This is a genomic window from Streptomyces sp. NBC_01261, from assembly GCF_036226385.1.
Lineage (GTDB): Bacteria > Actinomycetota > Actinomycetes > Streptomycetales > Streptomycetaceae > Streptomyces.
Genome location: NZ_CP108463.1, coordinates 6,848,829 through 6,865,363, shown reverse-complemented (window position 1 = coordinate 6,865,363; position 16,535 = coordinate 6,848,829). Strand labels below are relative to the sequence as shown.

Annotated in this window: 14 protein-coding genes; 7 read left to right on the top strand and 7 right to left on the bottom strand. The window is 68.7% G+C overall.

The features are described 5' to 3' along the window. Positions 1-26 precede the first annotated feature (26 nt). Together OG226_RS30500 and OG226_RS30495 are read right to left on the bottom strand one after the other, a co-directional pair. A complete protein-coding gene (locus tag OG226_RS30500) occupies positions 27-548 on the bottom strand; it encodes a sigma-70 family RNA polymerase sigma factor (protein WP_019056398.1) in 522 nt (173 codons plus the stop codon). A 329-nt stretch (positions 549-877) separates the two neighbouring features. Further along, entirely contained in the window at positions 878-1,471 is a 594-nt protein-coding gene (locus tag OG226_RS30495; RefSeq protein WP_329350646.1) for a CGNR zinc finger domain-containing protein, read from the bottom strand. A gap of 250 nt (positions 1,472-1,721) precedes the next feature. Between OG226_RS30495 and OG226_RS30490 the strand changes: the two genes are divergently transcribed. Continuing rightward, on the top strand, positions 1,722-2,258 hold the full coding sequence (locus tag OG226_RS30490) for an anthrone oxygenase family protein (protein WP_329350645.1): 537 nt from the start codon (positions 1,722-1,724) through the stop codon (positions 2,256-2,258). Between the two features lie 86 nt (positions 2,259-2,344). Here OG226_RS30490 and OG226_RS30485 read toward each other — a convergent pair whose 3' ends face one another. Then, a complete protein-coding gene (locus tag OG226_RS30485; protein WP_328682946.1) occupies positions 2,345-3,505 on the bottom strand; it encodes a uroporphyrinogen-III synthase in 1,161 nt (386 codons plus the stop codon). Between the two features lie 125 nt (positions 3,506-3,630). Further along, positions 3,631-4,986, bottom strand: a complete 1,356-nt coding sequence (locus OG226_RS30480; RefSeq protein ID WP_329350644.1) for a nitrate/nitrite transporter — start codon at positions 4,984-4,986, stop codon at positions 3,631-3,633. A 489-nt stretch (positions 4,987-5,475) separates the two neighbouring features. Here OG226_RS30480 and OG226_RS30475 point away from each other — a divergent pair, with 489 nt between their 5' ends. Then, positions 5,476-5,844 carry a hypothetical protein gene (locus tag OG226_RS30475; RefSeq protein ID WP_329350643.1) on the top strand — a complete coding sequence of 123 codons (369 nt, stop codon included), beginning with the start codon at positions 5,476-5,478 and terminating at the stop codon, positions 5,842-5,844. 103 nt (positions 5,845-5,947) lie between these two features. On the opposite strand, the gene OG226_RS30470 is transcribed toward OG226_RS30475, so the two are convergent. Both OG226_RS30470 and OG226_RS30465 read right to left on the bottom strand, forming a co-directional pair. Then, the gene (locus tag OG226_RS30470) at positions 5,948-7,225 is read right to left on the bottom strand and encodes an acyltransferase family protein (RefSeq protein ID WP_329350642.1); all 1,278 of its coding nucleotides are present in this window, start codon (positions 7,223-7,225) and stop codon (positions 5,948-5,950) included. Beyond that, positions 7,222-9,354, bottom strand: coding sequence for a bifunctional polysaccharide deacetylase/glycosyltransferase family 2 protein (locus tag OG226_RS30465; protein ID WP_329353552.1), 2,133 nt, complete (start codon positions 9,352-9,354; stop codon positions 7,222-7,224). Before OG226_RS30465 ends, OG226_RS30470 begins: the two co-directional genes overlap by 4 nt. A 342-nt stretch (positions 9,355-9,696) precedes the next feature. Here OG226_RS30465 and OG226_RS30460 point away from each other — a divergent pair, with 342 nt between their 5' ends. After that, complete coding sequence (locus tag OG226_RS30460; protein ID WP_329350641.1) at positions 9,697-10,602, top strand: hypothetical protein; 906 nt, start codon at positions 9,697-9,699, stop codon at positions 10,600-10,602. 386 nt (positions 10,603-10,988) lie between these two features. Here OG226_RS30460 and OG226_RS30455 read toward each other — a convergent pair whose 3' ends face one another. Further along, a complete protein-coding gene (locus OG226_RS30455) occupies positions 10,989-11,960 on the bottom strand; it encodes a LysR family transcriptional regulator (RefSeq protein ID WP_329350640.1) in 972 nt (323 codons plus the stop codon). Positions 11,961-12,043: 83 nt separating this feature from the next. Here OG226_RS30455 and OG226_RS30450 point away from each other — a divergent pair, with 83 nt between their 5' ends. The 4 genes from OG226_RS30450 to OG226_RS30435 all read left to right on the top strand — a co-directional run bounded on the left by OG226_RS30450 (position 12,044) and on the right by OG226_RS30435 (position 16,522). Continuing rightward, the gene (locus tag OG226_RS30450; protein ID WP_329350639.1) at positions 12,044-13,243 is read left to right on the top strand and encodes an MFS transporter; all 1,200 of its coding nucleotides are present in this window, start codon (positions 12,044-12,046) and stop codon (positions 13,241-13,243) included. Positions 13,244-13,434: 191 nt separating this feature from the next. Beyond that, entirely contained in the window at positions 13,435-14,727 is a 1,293-nt protein-coding gene (locus OG226_RS30445; protein WP_329350638.1) for an ABC transporter substrate-binding protein, read from the top strand. Then, a complete protein-coding gene (locus OG226_RS30440) occupies positions 14,724-15,701 on the top strand; it encodes a carbohydrate ABC transporter permease (protein WP_329350637.1) in 978 nt (325 codons plus the stop codon). The genes OG226_RS30445 and OG226_RS30440 overlap by 4 nt, the downstream gene beginning before the upstream one ends. Further along, positions 15,698-16,522: a carbohydrate ABC transporter permease gene (locus OG226_RS30435; protein ID WP_328682936.1), complete on the top strand. Its 825-nt coding sequence runs from the start codon at positions 15,698-15,700 to the stop codon at positions 16,520-16,522. The genes OG226_RS30440 and OG226_RS30435 overlap by 4 nt, the downstream gene beginning before the upstream one ends. Positions 16,523-16,535 lie beyond the last annotated feature (13 nt).

The window sequence follows — 16,535 nt, the reverse complement described above, 5'->3', positions numbered from 1 at the left end:
ACCCGTTCCGTATCCCCCGTAAATGCTCATGCCGTCACCCCCCGCTCCTCCAGAGCAAGTTTCATCGATCGAAGGGCGTAGAACACCCTTGAGCGCACCGTGCCACTGGGGATGCCAAGCGTCTCGGCCGCCTCATTGACGGTACGTCCCTTGAAGTACGTCTCGACGAGCACCTCCCGGTGGGCCGGGGTCAGGTCGTCCAGCGCGTCCGACAGTGTCATCAGCCACAACGCCTTGTCGATCTCGTCCTCCGCGGGGATGACCTCCAGCGGCGACGGGTCCACCTCCTGCGGCCGGGCCTGCCGGCTGCGGTGACCGTCGATGACGATGCGCCGTGCCACCGTCACAAGCCAGGGTCGTACCGATCCGGTCGCCCGGTTGAGCTGGCCGGCGTTCTTCCAGGCCCGGATGAGCGTCTCCTGCACCACGTCCTCGGCACGCTGCCGGTCCCCGGCGACGAGCCGCAACACATAGGCGAGCAAGGGTCCGGCGTGCTCTCGGTACAGGGCACGCATCAGCTCCTCATCAGGTTCCGAGGACTGGGACATGCGATGTCGGGCCCTCGGTGCGTGTTCATTGGCCACGACGGAATCCTTGCGCACGCCCACCTCCGGTGTCCGGGGGTTCCCCCGGTCGGTCGCTCATGGAGAGGTACGCGAGCGGGTGGGCGGGTGTTCAACGTGAGGCGACAGTTTTCTTTGAACTGACGTGACGAGCGGGACATGAGTGCACATTCCCACCGTACGATCTTTACATTTCCACCACACGAGCAAGATCACGAGGGCTGCCCGGACCGCGCCGGAGTGAAACGCACTGTTGTCGAAATCACTTCGGCAATTGACGTCCCGTCACTCCACAGAAGCCACATAAGGGATTCTCAGGCTCGCGCGAGCGCGGCGCGCCGCCGATGCCGGGCCACTCTTTCGCGGTTCCCGCAGACCTCGCTGGAGCACCAGCGCCTCCGCCGCCCCCGGGACGAATCCAGATAGACGATCGGGCAGTTGTCCCCCGCGCACTCCCTCAGCGAGGCCCGCGCGACGGGATCGGTGAGCAGTTCCACGGCGTCCCGCGCGATGACCGCGAGCAGCGCGCCGCACCCCGGGGTCCCGTCCAACCGCCGCACCAGCACGCCCTCTTCATCGCGTACGGCACGGGGAGCGGGGGGTGCGGCGCGGGCGAGGTCGTTGACGCGGGCGAGGGCGAGGTCGTAGGTCCGGATGTCGGAACCAGTACTCCTGCGCACCAACTGGGCTACTTGCCCCCGTAGTTCACGAAAACCGACAAGCCAGCCGGAATCGACGTGCGTGAGCGGGGTGGTCGCGGGGACGAGTCCCGATCGGACGATCCACGCGCGGAGCGGCTCCGGCGCGTCGAGCCGTTCCTCGGGATGCGTGGTCGCGAGGAGATCCAGACAGATCCGCCCGGCGTCGAAACGCAGCTCGTACGGGGCCATGGTCGAACCCAGTGCCATGTGCCTGTCACCACCTAGGGATTGCCCCGGTCGTCGGGTCGGTCGGTGGGGGTGGGTGGGTGAGTGGGGCGAAGAGGGGTGCGGGGTGCGGTCGCGGGTGCGGGAAGCCGTTCTCCCTACAGTGCCTGCCCGCTCGCGTGGCCGTAACCCCTTGTGCGGGGCGGGCGTGGACATCGGTGTGGACGGTCGCGTATGCGGTCGCGCGTCTCGGCGATGTTCGGCGGGGTGCCCTGTCCGTTGACTGGAGGGCATGACAGAGGAACAGGGCACGAGCGGTACGGGCTGGGTACTGGGTGCGGCCACCGTCGCGATGGGGTTGATCGCCGGGGTCTTCTACGTGTTCGCCTGCGCGATCATGCCGGCGCTGGCGCGCAGCGACGACCGGGTGTTCGTGGAGGTGATGCGCAACATCAACGACGTGATCCAGAACCCGGTGTTCTTCCTGAGCTTCATGGGGGCGTTGGTGCTGGCCGGGGTGTCCGCGTGGCAGGCGCGCGGGAGGCCGTACCGGGGGTGGGTGTGGGCGGGGTTGGTCGCGTACGCGTTGGCGTTTCTGGTGACGGTCGCCTTCAACATCCCGCTGAACGACGGGTTGGCGGACACGGCGGACGCGGGGGTGGCGCGGGAGCGGTTCGAGAGCGCGTGGGTGGGGTGGAACGTGGTGCGGGCTGTCCTGTCGACCGTGGGCGTGGGGTGTCTGGTACGAGGGCTGGTGTTGTACGGGGGCTTTCGGCGCAGGGTCGCTTCTCAGCGCGGTGCGGCACGATCCAGCCCGTCCGGCGTTTGAGGGCTAGGCCCGTTCAGGGCCGACGCGGGGGTCTGGGGGCGCGGCCCTCAGCTACGGCCGCCCCCCACGCCCGCCCTCGCACCGGTTCACTCGTCGGAGTACTTGGAGTCGGCCGCCGGATCCAACGCCAACCTGTACCCCCGCTTCACCACCGTCTGGATCAGCTTCGGGGAACCAAGTGCTGTGCGGAGGCGGGCCATCGCTGTTTCCACGGCGTGTTCGTCGCGGCCGGCACCGGGGAGGGCCCGGAGGAGTTCGGCGCGGGCGACGACCCAACCCGGGCGGCGGGACAGGGCCCTGAGCAGGGACATGCCGGCCGGTGGGACGGGTCGTAGCGCGCCGTCTACCAGGACCGCGTGGCCGCGGATCTCCACGCGGTGGCCCGCGATGGGCAACGTGCGGGCGCGGCCGGGGAGTTCCTGGCAGAGGAGTTGGACGAGGGGGCCGAGGCGGAAGCGTTCGGGCTGGACGGTGGCGATGCCGTGGTTCTGGAGCGGGAGGGCGGTGACGGGGCCGACGCAGGCCGGCAGGACGTCGTGGTGGAGGGCGGCGAGGAGTTCGGGGAGCAGGCCCCGGGTCTCGGCGCGGGAGAGGAGTGACGCGGCGGCCGGTGCGCTGGTGAACGTCAGCGCGTCCAGGCCGCGGGAGACCGTGGCGTCGAGGAGCCGGTCCAGCGGGGCGATGTCCTCGGGCGGCATCCACCGGTACACGGGAACGACGACCACGTCCGCTCCCCCGGCCCGCAACGATTCCACGAACCCGGGCAACGGCTCGCCGTGCAGCTGGATCGCGACCCGGCGCCCCTCGACACCCTCCTCCAGCAACCGGTCCAGCACCTCCGCCATGGACTCGGACGACGGCGACCACTCCTCGGTCAACCCGGCGGCGCGCACCGCCCCTTTGACCTTGGGCCCGCGCGCGAGCAGTTCCACCCCGCGCAACCGTTCCAGGAGCGCCTCGCCGAGCCCCCACCCGTCGGCGGCCTCGATCCACCCCCGGAACCCGATCGCGGTCGTGGCCACCACGACGTCGGGCGCCTGGTCGATCAACTCCTTGGTCGCGGCGAGCAGTTCGCTGTCGTCGGCGAGGGGCACGATGCGCAGCGCGGGCGCGTGCACGACCACCGCGCCGCGCCGCTGGAGCAGTACCCCCAGCTCGTCGGCACGGCGCGCGGCGGTGACGCCCACGGTGAACCCGGAGAGGGGCCCGTGTTGCGCGCGCTCCGCTGGCTGCTGTTCCTCGTGCATGGCTCTCGTCCCGAACGTAGTCGTACACGCGGTCGTGTGTGGAATGACCCGGTGCCTACATGCCGAACCGAGCCTGTCAACGGTGCGTGACAGGCTCGGTTCGGCTTTATGTCGCCGGTGTTACGTCACACCTCGGCATAGCTGAGCTGCGACTTCGCCTCCGATGCGGAAGCTTTGGCCTGAGCCTGGGCGGTCGGGCGGCGAAGGTATACGGCCCAAGTCACCCCGAAGCAGAGGCCGTAGAAGACGAGGAAGGCGACGAACGCGCCGGTCCCCGAGCCGGAGGACAGGAACGACTGCCGGAAGGCGAGGTTGATGCCGACCCCGCCGAGCGCGCCCACGGCCCCGATGAGCCCCATGGAGGCCCCGGAGAGCCGACGTCCGTAGGCGGCGGCCCCGTCCCCTTCGAGCCCCTTCGCGAGCGCCTTGGTCTGGAAGATGCCGGGGATCATCTTGTACGTCGACCCGTTGCCGAGCCCGCTGAGCACGAACAGCACGATGAACACCGTGACGAACAGCGGCAGCGACTTCTGCATGCTGGCGACGATCAGGACGGCGGTGGCGGCGGCCATGGCGACGAAGTTCCACAGCGTGATCTTCGCGCCGCCGTAGCGGTCCGCGAGCCACCCGCCGACCGGGCGGATGAGCGAGCCGAGCAGCGGGCCGATGAAGGTGAGATACGCGGCCTGCAGCGGCGTACGGCCGAACTGGACCTGAAGCACCTGCCCGAACGCGAACGCGTACCCGATGAACGACCCGAAGGTGCCGATGTACAGGAACGCCATGATCCAGGTGTGCCAGTCGCGCGCGGCGTCCTTGGCGGCGCCGGTGTCGTTCTTCACGGAGGTGAGGTTGTCCATGAAGAGGGCGGCGAGGACGGCGGCGACGAGGATGAGCGGGATGTAGATCCCGAGCAGTACGCGCGGCCCGCCACCGGCGCCGATGATCGCGAGGGCGACCAACTGGATGACCGGAACACCGATGTTGCCCCCACCGGCGTTGAGCCCAAGAGCCCACCCCTTCTTCCGCAACGGGAAGAAGGCGTTGATGTTGGTCATGGAGGAGGCGAAGTTGCCGCCGCCGATGCCGGCCAGCAGGCCGATCCAGAGGAAGGTGTCGAAGGAGGTCCCCGGCTTCATCACCACGAAGGCGGCGATGGTCGGGACGAGCAGCAGGCTCGCGGAGACGATCGTCCAGTTCCGCCCGCCGAAGACGGCGACCGCGAAGGTGTACGGCACCCGGACGACCGCGCCGACCAGCGTGACCATCGACGTCAGCAGGAACTTGTCGGCCGGGGTCAGCCCGTACTCCGGGCCCATGAAGAGCACCAGCACGGACCACAGGGTCCAGATCGAGAAGCCGATGTGCTCGGAGAGCACGGAGAAGACGAGATTCCGCCGCGCGACCTTCTCCCCGGTCTCCCGCCAGAAGGTCTCGTCCTCCGGGTCCCAGTGCTCGATCCACTTGCCAGTGGCTGTCATGACGCCTCCACGGTGCACTACGGGGTAACGAGCAGTGATGCATCCCGAAGGTAGGGAGGGCGCGTTTCCACGCTGTGGCTGTGAGTGACCGGAAGGGAACGTTGCTCTCACGGGCGGAGGGTGGGCGCGGTGAGGTGGGCACCTGGCGGGTGTGGGGGCTCTCGGGGGGAGGTGGGTCGTGGAAGTGTGACAGTTTGCAGCAAAGTGTCACATTTCTGAGAGGAGGGTGTCGGGGGCTCGAAGGGCGGGAGCATCCCCCTACCACGTCGCCCCGGCACCGGGTTCGGGTGGACTTCGGCGGTAACTCAATGGCCGCCCCCTTCGAACTGCAGCAGCTTTCCCGCTCCCCGGTCCATCGACCAGCCGTCCCCGATCGGCCAGCCGCCCCAGGAGCCGTAGGGACGCGGGGCCGTGTGGGTGCCGGTAGGCGTTGGTGACGAGTTCACCGCGCACGCGATCAGGGCGATCGACTAGCTGAATCACGATGTCGTGCTCTCCGACGCCTTCGCGCGGCAGTCGGAGAACATCAAGAAGTTCCTGTCCACGGAACCCGCTCCGCTGACCCGCAAGCCGAGCGTCCCCCGCCCCCTCACGTTCCTGCGCACGGGCGATGTCCTGTCCGTCGAGTTGGGCAGGCGCTTCCACGCCGCCTACGTGTGGGAGGTGGAGGGCCTCAACGAGACGCCCGTGATCGAGTTCTACGCGGGCACGTTCAGCCGGCGGCCCTGGCCCGTTTCCGCGTCACCGGCCTCACGTATCTGCCCGACCCGGCCCATCAGGTCAGGTCCGTCGCGGCGGCGCACGCGGACGGGCCACGAGGCGGAGAACCCGTACCCGGCCGGGGCCTGTACACGATGACGGATGTGATGGCTCTCCAGCAGCAACTGGTGAACCTGTTCGGACCGGTCGCCGTCGCTCTCTCCGCCCCCGTCTCCGACTCCGACTCCGACTCCGACTCCGACTAAGAAGACGCCACCTTCCGCCGACTCCGGCCCCGCACAACCCCGTTGGGCCACAGCCTCGGACTCCGCTTGGCGGCGATGTCCTCGATCCACCCGAACGCGAGGATCGCCACCGCGATCAGCGGCCAGATCAGCAGGAACATCAGGAACGTGTCCGCCTTGTCGAGGAGCGACGTCGCCGCGTCGCTCTCCATGAACGGCAGGTTGTACAGCTGGTCGATGATCGGGACCGTGGCCATGATGAGGAGGTTGTGCCACAGGTAGATCGTGACGGCACGGTTGTTGGACAGCGTCACCAGCTTGTCCCAGCGAGCCAACCGCCCCGGCAACTGCTGCCAGGACGGCGCGTACTGGAGCAGGATCACCACGACGCCGAAGGACCAGGCCGCCTGCGCGAGCGGGATGTCGTTCAGGTCCCAGCCGTCCGGGCCCAGATGACCCGACGCCCACCACAGCCCGAAGCCCATGATCAGGGTCGCGCCCGACACCGCGAGGTAGCGCGGGACCTTCTTCAGTACGCCCTCGTGGTGCGCGAAGCCCAGGACCCAACAGCCGCCGTACACCGCGAAGTCGGAGACCGCGTTGCCCGTCTCGCCGGGGATGGTCACCAGGCCCGTGCCCACAACCGCCGTCAGAGCCAAGGGTGCCAGCAGCGTCGCCCAGGGGATCCTGCGGAACGCCCACAGCAGCAACGGCGACGCGATCACGAACCACAGGTACGCCCGCAAGTACCACAACGGGCCCGCCGCCTGGTCGGCCCACGTGCTCTCCAACAGGCCCGACTCCGAACCCAGATGCTCGGGATACGGCGGCGCACCGAACGGCACGAGGTAGTCGAAGAGCTTCAGCACACCCCAACTGCCGCCCAGGTCAGGGTCCTTGAGCGGGTTCCAGCCGCTCGCGAACATCATCACCAGCACGACCGCGCCGAACGCCCAGAGCGGGGGCAGCAGTCGCCGCAGCCGACCCCTGATCACACCCAGCGCGGGACGGTTCAGCGAGCGGGCCATCAGCGAACCCGCCAGCGCGAACATCACGCCCATGGACGGGAACAGGACCGACAGCCACGCCCAGCCGAAGAGGTGGTAGACGACGACCCGGACCAGGGCGATCGAGCGGAGGAGGTCGAGGTAGCGGTCCCGGCCGCCCGCCCCCTTCGCCTTCTTCGGCTCCGGTGCCAACTCCGTTTCCTGCTGGCGCTGTTGGGGTATCCCGTACGCCGGTGTCGACTCGGGATCCGGGTTCGTGCCCGTACCCGCCGTGTATCCGTGCGTCATGCCACAGTCCTCCGGTCACTACTGCTACCGCTACCGCTGCGCGCCCCCGGCACCGCACCCCCCGGCGTCCCGACAACCCCCGTCCGCCGCAGCTTCTGCCAGCGCAGGCGGCCGCCGGTGAGCGCGGTGATCCAGGACTGGAGCAGCACGACGTACATGAGTTGGCGGTAGAGGATCTGTTGCAGGGGCAGGGAGACGAGGTGGGTCATGCGTTCGCGGTCGAGGCGAAAGGCGTAGGCCGCGCAGAACGCCTGGATCGCCAACACGCCCAGCCAGGCCAGGAACGTCTTCTCCGTCGGGCCGAACACCAGGCCGTAGAGCAGGAACACGTCGATCAGCGGGGCCAGGATCGGGGCGATCACCATGAACAGCGCCACCAGCGGGAGGCCGACGCGGCCGAAGCGGCCGGACGGGCCCCGGTCCAGCAGGGCGCCCCGGTGCTTCCAGATCGCCTGCATCGTGCCGTAGGACCAGCGGTAGCGCTGCGACCAGAGCTGCTGGACCGTCTCCGGCGCCTCGGTCCAGGCCCGCGCCTTCTCGGCGTAGACCACCCGCCAGCCGTCCCGGTGCATCGCCATCGTGATGTCGGTGTCCTCGGCGAGCGTGTCGTCGCTCATGCCGCCGACCCGCTCCAGCGCGCTTCTCCTGAAGGCCCCCACGGCGCCCGGGATCGTCGGCATGCAGCGGAGCATGTCGTACATGCGGCGGTCGAGGTTGAAGCCCATCACGTACTCGATGTGCTGCCAGGCACCGATCAGGGAATCCCGGTTGCCGACCTTGGCGTTGCCCGCGACCGCGCCCACACGCGGGTCGCCGAAGGGCTGGACCAGCTCCCGTACGGTGGCCGGCTCGAAGACCGTGTCGCCGTCCATCATGACGATGAGGTCGTGACTGGCGTTCGCCAGGCCGCGGTTGAGGGCGGCCGGTTTGCCCGCGTTGACCTGGCGTACGACCCGTACGTTCGGCAGGAACAGCGCCTCCACGATTCTCGCCGTACCGTCCGCCGAGCCGTCGTCGATGACGATCACCTCGACCGGATGCTCGCTCGCCATGAGGGAACGGACCGTGTTCTCAATGCACTTGGCCTCGTTGTACGCCGGGACCAGGACTGTCACCGGTTCGGTGACCGGTGGCCCCCAGGCGAAGTCCTTGCGGCGCACCCGGCGGGCGTGGATGCCGGAGAGCAGGAGCATCAGCGCGAAGCGGGCGATGACGAGTGAGCCGGTGATCGCCAGGCCCACCACCAGGACGCCCGTGATGTCGTCCGCGGCCCGGACCAGGAAGATCCACGCCTTGCCCTTCCACAGGTTGACGCCGGTCACCGGGGTGAGCGCGCTGCGCGCGCCGAGTGCCTGGGTGAGGTTGTCGAACCTGTAGCCCTTGGCCTGCATCTCCGGCAGGAACTTGTCCAGCGCCTGCACGGTCTCGTGGCGGTCGCCGCCCGAGTCGTGCATCAGGACGATCGCGCCCTTGCCGCCGCGCGGGGTCGCGTTGCTGATGATCTTCGCGACGCCCGGCTTCTGCCAGTCCTCGCTGTCCGTGTTGTTGACGACGGTGATGTAGCCGCGGGTGCCGATGTACTCGGTCACCGGCCAGGACAGGTTGTCCATCGCGTCGGCGGACGACGAGTACGGCGGGCGGAAGAGAGATGTACGGATGCCCGCCGCGCCGGTGATCGCCAACTGGGTCTGGGACAGCTCCCAGTCGATGCGCTTCTTGGACTGGAAGGACAGGTCGGGGTGACTGAAGGTGTGCACGCCGACCTCGTTGCCCTCCGCCACGATGCGTTCGACCAGCTCCGGGTAGCGCGAGGTCATCGTGCCGGTGACGAAGAAGACGGCGTGCGCGTTGTGCTTCTTGAGCACGTCCAGGACCTTGGGCGTCCAGGTCGGGTCGGGGCCGTCGTCGAAGGTCAGCACGATGTCGTGGTCCGGCACGTCCAGGCTGGTCGTACGGCCGCTGCGGGTGTCGATGACCGGGCCGCCGTCGAGGATCTTGTCCGGCACCTTGTTGGTGGCCGCCTCGGGGCGGATGCGGTGGTCGGCGAGGATCTCGCTGTGCACGTAGCCGCGCAGCATCATCATCGCCAGCAGCGCGACGAGGAGCAGCATCGGCAGCAGGAACCGCATGGACAGCCGGCGGCGCCGGAGCACGCGCGGGGCGCGAGAGGCGGCGCGATGCGGGGCGCGGGGCACTGAGGAGTGCGCGGCGCGCTGCGGTTCTCCGGGCGCCGGTGGCCGCCTTCCGGACACGGGTGCCGCCGCGGACCCCGGTTCGGCTCCAAAGCCGGCTCCAGGCCCGACTCCGGACTCGGAAGCTGATCCGAATCCGGGCTCACCTCCGGAGCCGGCTCCGGACCCTGCCCCAGAGCTGCCCCCAACTTCCGCCCGACCGGACGGAGTTGTGCCATGGCGCCCGCCCGGGGCCCGATTCGCGGGCCTGGGGCGGCGGTTGTGCGATGCCATCAGAGGATGTGCTCCGGGGTCTTGGACGGTGCCGGTTCCGAGGGAGCGGCCGGTCCCTGCGCCACGGGCGACGGGGTGCTCGGCGCGTCGGCCACCGTGCCGGTGCCCGTCGTCGCGCTCGGGGTCGGTGTCGGATCGACCGGCGTGCTCACGCTGGCGGTCGGGGACGGGTCGGACGACGGCGTGGTCGACGACCGCGAGGGCTGTACGACCGGGTTGGTGGCGCTGCCCCCCGCCGGCGCCGAGGCGCTCCTGCTCGCGGACGCCCCGGGCGACGCGGACGCGCTCGTCCTGCCGCCGGGCTTCGCGGACGCGCCGGCCGTGCCGCTCGCGCGCGCGCCCGGCGACGGCGTCGTACCGTCGCTCGCCGTCGGGATGTTCCCCGGCGCCACGCTGTCGCTGCCGCCGGACGGGTTCCCCGACCGGTCGGGCGACGGCGAGGTGTCGACCTTGCCCGCGGGCGCGTCGTCCTTCTGCCCCGGCACCGGCAGCCACGGCGCGTCCGAACTGCCGGACAGCAACGTGATGACGATGACGACGGCGTACACCGCGCACGCGATGCCGACGGCCATACCGAACCGCCGGTACCTACGGCTACGACGTCCGGACTCGTCGACGAAGACGGGCCGGTCGGAACCGTCCTGGCCGGCACCGGTGCCGGTCTTGCCCCCGGCCTCCGCGTGCTGGGCCGGCCCGTCGAGCTGGACGGTCACCTCGTCGGGATCGGCAACGCCCCCTTGGGACCCGGACCCGGTCCCGGCCCCCGTACCCGTCTCCGGTGACGCGCCCCAGGGATCGGCGAGGATTCCCGCGCCGATGGCGGACACGTCCTTGCCGGCGGGCGGCTCGGGCCACCCGGTCCGTATACGGCGACCGTCCTTGGCCGTACGACGACTGTCCTTGCCCGCATGACGAGCATCCGCGCCGCCATGCCGACCGTCCGAGCCGATATTTCGACCGACCTTGGCGGCATGCCGGCCCCCCTCCAGGATTTCTGGTCCTCTGGTTCCTCCGACCGCTCCGGTCACTTCGGTGTCCGGGAACGCCTCCTCGGCCTCTCCGCCTATGACCGGTACCTCTCTGGTCGCGGATGCAGCTTGGGGCCATTCCGGTTGGGCGTCTTCTCGCCACTTTTCCATGCGCACGCTCATCCCCCCACGGGACTGTTCCGGGTGCGCAGACGACCCTGAGCACACGCCGCCGAACCGGGCCCCCACCCGGTCCTCGCGCCCCCCTTACCACACCGTGCTCAGGCCCTGAAGGTAGCGCACGGGGAGCACCCCATGTGACGGGATGCGTCATTTCCTCCTTTTTAGCATGTCCACGTCGATGGCTGGAATCCATCCATCAACCGGCCGACGCAGCCATCCATCGGCGTTGCCGATCTCCACCGCAGCACGTCGAAGCGCATCGAATCCGGGGTGCACCAGCCCCTTTCGCCACACGAGCGACACCACGGACAACGGCACCGGGTTCACCAATGGCCTCAGCACTGTCCGGGGCATGGCCGGAAAATCCACCACGGCGAGAATCGGCGTCCCCGTCTTCGCCATGACCCGTTCGAACTCCTCTTCGCCTACGGCCATGGGCGCGGGCGCGGCAACCTCGATGTCACGCCCCTCGAACAGTCGACGCGCGAGATCCGTCCACTCCGGGGTACGAGGATTCCCGGCCCCCGCGTACACGACCTCCCCCACGAGCGCGTCCACCGGCACCGCGTCGAGCGACGCCAGCCGATGCCCCTCGGGCAACAGCACCGCCATCGGCTCGTACCGCACGAGCTGATGATCGAGCCCGGCCCGCAACCCCGGCTCCAGCCCGGCGAACCGCCCGAACGACACATCGAGCCGCCCCGCCAGCAACTCCCCCGCCGCGCCCGTCAGTCCACTCTCGTAGCGGGCCATCAGCTCCTGCTCGGGGGCGAGTTCACGGGCCCGGTGCAGCACGCGACGCCCGGTGAGCAGACCCGGCAGGTTCAGATCGACGAGCAACGGCCGGGGCCCGGCCTCCCGGAACGCGGCAAGCAACTCCTCCTGCGCCCCGAGCACCCGCCGCGCATACGCCACCAGCCGCTCACCGTCCGCCGTCAACGTCACCTGCCGAGTGGTCCGTACGAACAACTCGACCCCCAACTCCCGCTCCAGCCGCCGCACATCACGACTGAGCGCCTGCTGGGCGACATACATACGAGCGGCGGCACGGCTGAAGTGCAGTTCTTCGGCTACGACGAGAAAGGCACGGAGGAGTCGGGGGTCCAGGTGGGCAGGCATCCGGCGAACCTACAACGCAGGTGCGTGAATCGCCCCTGACCAGGTGTTGGACCCGGTGATCCACTCCGGACGACGCTTGCCGCATGCCACCCAGTACGCCCCAACAGCCCACCTACCGCAGCCTGTTCACCCTCCCCGGCACCCGGGCCTTCACCGCCGGCAACCTCATCGCCCGCCTCCCCGCCGGCATGTTCAGCGTGAGCGCGGTCGTGATGATCGCCGGCACACGGGGTTCGTACGCCCTGGCCGGCGCGGTGACGGCAACGGGCTTGGCGGCGACCGCGATGACCGCCCCCTGGATCGCCCGACTCACCGACAGACACGGCCAGTCCCGAACAGCCGTACCAGCGACGGCAGTTGCGGCACTGGGCTCCCTCTCCCTCCTCCTCTGCGTCCACTACGGCGCCCCCGACTGGACCCTGTTCGCCGCGTACACGGCCACCGCGACGACCCCCAACACCGGCGGCATGTCCCGCGCCCGCTGGGCCCACCTCCTCGCCGACGATCCCGAGGCCCTCCACACGGCCAACTCCTTCGAGCAGGCGGCCGACGAGCTGTGCTTCATGCTGGGCCCGGCGCTCGCGGCCTTCCTGTGCGGCACGTTCTTCCCGGAGGCGGGCACGCTGGCGGGGGCGGTCCTGCTCGTGACAGGCATCCTGATCTTCACGGCCCAGCGCGCCACGGAACCCCCGCCAAGCCCAACCCCGAAGGGCAGTTCGCCTCTCCGCACCCCGGGCATCCCACCCCTGATCGCCGGCTTCATCGCAACCGGTGCGGTGTTCGGCGCGATGGAGGTCGCGACACTCGCCTACGCGGACGCGACGGGCCACCGCACGGCGGGCGGCGCGGTACTGGCCCTCCAGGCGGCGGGCTCCTGCGCGGCGGGCCTGCTCTACGGCACGCTGAGACCGACGGACGCACCGGAACGCCGCCTGCGATGGTGCCTGTTGGCGATGAGCATCTCGATGTCCCTCCCCCTGCTGGCGGCACGCACGCTCGACTCCCTGACGGCACTGGCGACGGCCTTGCTGCCGGCAGGCATGGCAACGGCCCCCACGATGATCACCGCAATGACCTTGCTCCAACACCGCACCCCCAAGGGCAGGTTGAACGAAGGCATGAGCCTGGCGGTGACGGGCTTGTTGCTGGGCATCGCGTGCGGTTCGGCAACGGGCGGCTGGGCGGCGGAGCACGCGGGAGTGACGGCCGGCTTCCTGATACCGGTCGCGGCAGCAGCAACAGCACTGCTGGTCATCGCAGCACCGAGCAGAGCAACCCCTTGAGGGGCGCGGGGAACCGCGCGACCAGCCCCCACCGGACCCGCACCCACCCACAAACCCATCGAACCGCTTGCCCCAATCCCTGCCGCACCCATTGACGCCCTCACAGCCCCTACATACCTTCCTTCATCGAAGCGCTTCGACACCTTCCGTCGAATCGATTCGATCCCCTCCGACTCCCCTGGAGGCACTGGATGCTGACGACACAACGGCGAGCAACGACAGCCGCACTGATCCTCACCGGATCCCTGCTCCTCACCTCCTGCGGCGGCTCCGACAGCAACTCCTCGGACAGCAAAACCCTCAAGCTCTGGCACTACGAGGGTCCCGACAGCGCGATGGGCGTCGCCTGGAACGAGGCCATCAAGGAGTTCGAGGCCCAACACCCGGGCGTCAAGGTGAAGTTCGAGGAGAAAGGCTTCGAGCAGATCCAGAAGACGGCCCCCATGGTCCTCAACTCCTCGGACGCCCCGGACATCATGGAGTACAACAAAGGCAACGCGACGGCAGGCCTGCTCTCGAAACAAGGCCTGCTCACAGACCTCACCGCCGAGGCGAAGTCACGCGGCTGGGACAAGAAGATCCCGGCGAGCGTAGGCACGACAGACGTCTACAACACCGACGGGGTGATGGGCTCCGGCAAGTGGTACGGCGTCACGGACTACGGCGAGTACACGATGGTCTACTACAACAAGGCCCTCTTCAAGAAGTACAAGATCGCCGAACCGAAGACGTTCGACGAACTGACCACCGCCCTGGGCGAGTTCAAGGCGAAGGGCATCACCCCCCTCGCCAACGCCGGCGCCGAGTACGTGGCCCAGCAGTACCTCTACCAACTGGCACTCTCGAAGGCCGACCGCGCCTGGGTCGACAAGTACGAGCTGTACAAGGGCAAGACGGACTTCCACGACCCGGCCTGGACCTACGCGGCGACCACCTTCGCCGACTGGGTGAAGAAGGGCTACATCGCCAAGACCTCCAGCTCCACCAAGGCCGAGGACGCCGGAGTCTCCTGGATCCAGGGCAAGGCCCCGATCCTCTTCTCCGGCAGCTGGTGGTACGGCCGCTTCCAGACGGAGGCCAAGTTCGACTGGGACACGACGCTTTGGCCCGGCTCGAACCTCACCCTCGGCTCCGGCGGCAACATCTGGGTCGTCCCCAAGGGCGCCAAGAACAAGCAACTCGCCTACGACTTCATCGACATCACCCTGTCGAAGAAGATCCAGAACCTGATGGGCAACAAGGGCGGCATCCCGGTCGCGGCCGACACCTCCGCGATCACCGACCCCAAGTCCAAGGAACTCATCGCCAACTTCAACACCGTCTCCGCCCGCGACGGCCTCGCCTTCTACCCGGACTGGCCGGTCCCCGGCTTCTACGACGTCCTCGTCTCCGAGACCCAGAAGCTGATCACGAACAGCGAGAAGCCGGACGCCTATCTCAGCAACCTGCAGAAGGCGTACGACAAGGGCGTCCCGTCGACATGACGGTCACCGTCGAGAAGGGCGCGCGGGCCACCCGCAGGAACCGACACCCCGGCCCGCGCGACCCTCGTAGCCCCCACCCCCGCAACTCCTACGCCCTCTTCCTCCTCCCCGGCGCCCTCGCCGCCCTCGCCGTGATCGTCATCCCCTTCCTGATGAACACGGCCGTGAGCTTCACGAGTTGGCAGGGCGTGGGCGACCCCAAGTGGACCGGCCTCGCCAACTATCGTGACCTGCTGGACGATTCGGAGTTCTGGGCGTCCTTCCGCCACAGCCTGTTCATGGTCGTGGCAATGGCAGCCGTACCGACACTGGTCGGACTCGTCCTGGCCGCCGCCCTGTTCGACTACATAGCCAAACACTTCGGCACCCGCATCGCCGCGATCCTCCGCGCCTGCTTCTACCTCCCCCAGGTGCTCCCGATCGCGGTGGCCGGCATCGTCTGGAGCTGGATCCTCGCCCCCGACAACGGCTCCCTCAACGCCCTTCTGAAAGCAGTCGGGTTGGGCTCCTGGCAGCAGGACTGGCTGGGTGACCCCGACATCGCGCTCTACAGCGTCATGGGCGTCATGGTCTGGGTCCAACTCGGCTTCCCGCTCGTGGTGTTCATGGCGGGCCTGCAACGCGTGGACCCGCAGCTCTACGAGGCGGCCGAGCTGGACGGCGCCGGCTGGTGGCGCCGCTTCTGGCACATCACGCTGCCGCAGATCCGCCCGGAGATATACGTCGTCCTCACCTGGTGCACGATCGCGGCGCTCAAGGTGTTCGGCGCGGTGTACGTCCTCACGAAGGGCGGTCCGGGCGGCGCGACCGACGTCCCGTCCTACTTCTCCTTCACCACGTTCTTCGAGAAGACCCAGGTCGGCTACGGAGCCGCGATATCAACGGTGTTGACGGTGATCATCCTGGTGCTCTCCCTCGCCTTCCTGAAACTCCAGACCCGCGCGGAGGACGCCGAGGAAGGGGCCCGAACATGACGACCGCCCTGCGCCGCTACCCCGTACTGATCGCCCTGTGCCTCGCGGCCCTCTTCATGGTCGTGCCGTTCCTGATCGTCGTGGTCAATGCCGTGAAGTCACCGGCCGAGTACTCCGAACACGGCCCTCTCAGCCTCCCCCAGGGCCTCTACCTGGACGGCCTCAAGGACTTCTGGCAGCGCGTCGACTACGGCCAGAAACTCTTCAACTCGGCCCTGATCAGCGGCTCGGTGGCCCTCCTCGCCGCCGCCCTCTCCGTCCTCAACGCGTACGCGATCGGCATCGGCCGTATCAAAGGCCGCACGTGGGTGCTGGCCTTCTTCGTCCTCGCCAACATGCTGCCGCAGGAGGCGCTGGTCTACCCGATCTACTACCTGAGCAAGCAAGTCGGCCTGTACGACACGAGGTTGAGCGTCATCATCGTCTTCACGGTGATCCAGGCGGCGTTCGGCACGTACCTCCTCTCCTCCGTGCTCGGCCAGTTCCCCCGCGAGATCCTCGAAGCGGCCCGGATCGACGGTGCCAACAAGTGGCAGGTGCTGTGGCGGATCGTGGTCCCGGTCAGCCGCCCGACCATCGGCGTCCTGCTGGTCTTCTTCTTCATCTGGACCTGGAACGAGTTCCTGCTCCCCCTGGTCATGCTCATCTCCAACGACAACCAGACCGTGTCGGTGGCCCTCGGCGTCCTCCAGGGCCAGCGTCTGATGGACGCCACGATGACCAACGCGGCTGCCCTGCTGGGTGTGTTGCCCGCCATCGTCTTCTTCCTCGTCTTCCAGCGGACCCTCACACGCGGCATCGCCGTGGGTGCCGTCAAGTAGCAAGGGGACCCCC

Coding starts and splice junctions, on each gene's coding strand:
- OG226_RS30500 (WP_019056398.1), bottom strand. CDS start 548: ATGTCCCAGTCCTCGGAACCTGATGAGGAGCTGATGCGTGCCCTGTAC.
- OG226_RS30495 (WP_329350646.1), bottom strand. CDS start 1,471: ATGGCACTGGGTTCGACCATGGCCCCGTACGAGCTGCGTTTCGACGCC.
- OG226_RS30490 (WP_329350645.1), top strand. CDS start 1,722: ATGACAGAGGAACAGGGCACGAGCGGTACGGGCTGGGTACTGGGTGCG.
- OG226_RS30485 (WP_328682946.1), bottom strand. CDS start 3,505: ATGCACGAGGAACAGCAGCCAGCGGAGCGCGCGCAACACGGGCCCCTC.
- OG226_RS30480 (WP_329350644.1), bottom strand. CDS start 4,986: ATGACAGCCACTGGCAAGTGGATCGAGCACTGGGACCCGGAGGACGAG.
- OG226_RS30470 (WP_329350642.1), bottom strand. CDS start 7,225: ATGACGCACGGATACACGGCGGGTACGGGCACGAACCCGGATCCCGAG.
- OG226_RS30465 (WP_329353552.1), bottom strand. CDS start 9,354: ATGCGGTTCCTGCTGCCGATGCTGCTCCTCGTCGCGCTGCTGGCGATG.
- OG226_RS30460 (WP_329350641.1), top strand. CDS start 9,697: ATGTGCTCCGGGGTCTTGGACGGTGCCGGTTCCGAGGGAGCGGCCGGT.
- OG226_RS30455 (WP_329350640.1), bottom strand. CDS start 11,960: ATGCCTGCCCACCTGGACCCCCGACTCCTCCGTGCCTTTCTCGTCGTA.
- OG226_RS30450 (WP_329350639.1), top strand. CDS start 12,044: ATGCCACCCAGTACGCCCCAACAGCCCACCTACCGCAGCCTGTTCACC.
- OG226_RS30445 (WP_329350638.1), top strand. CDS start 13,435: ATGCTGACGACACAACGGCGAGCAACGACAGCCGCACTGATCCTCACC.
- OG226_RS30440 (WP_329350637.1), top strand. CDS start 14,724: ATGACGGTCACCGTCGAGAAGGGCGCGCGGGCCACCCGCAGGAACCGA.
- OG226_RS30435 (WP_328682936.1), top strand. CDS start 15,698: ATGACGACCGCCCTGCGCCGCTACCCCGTACTGATCGCCCTGTGCCTC.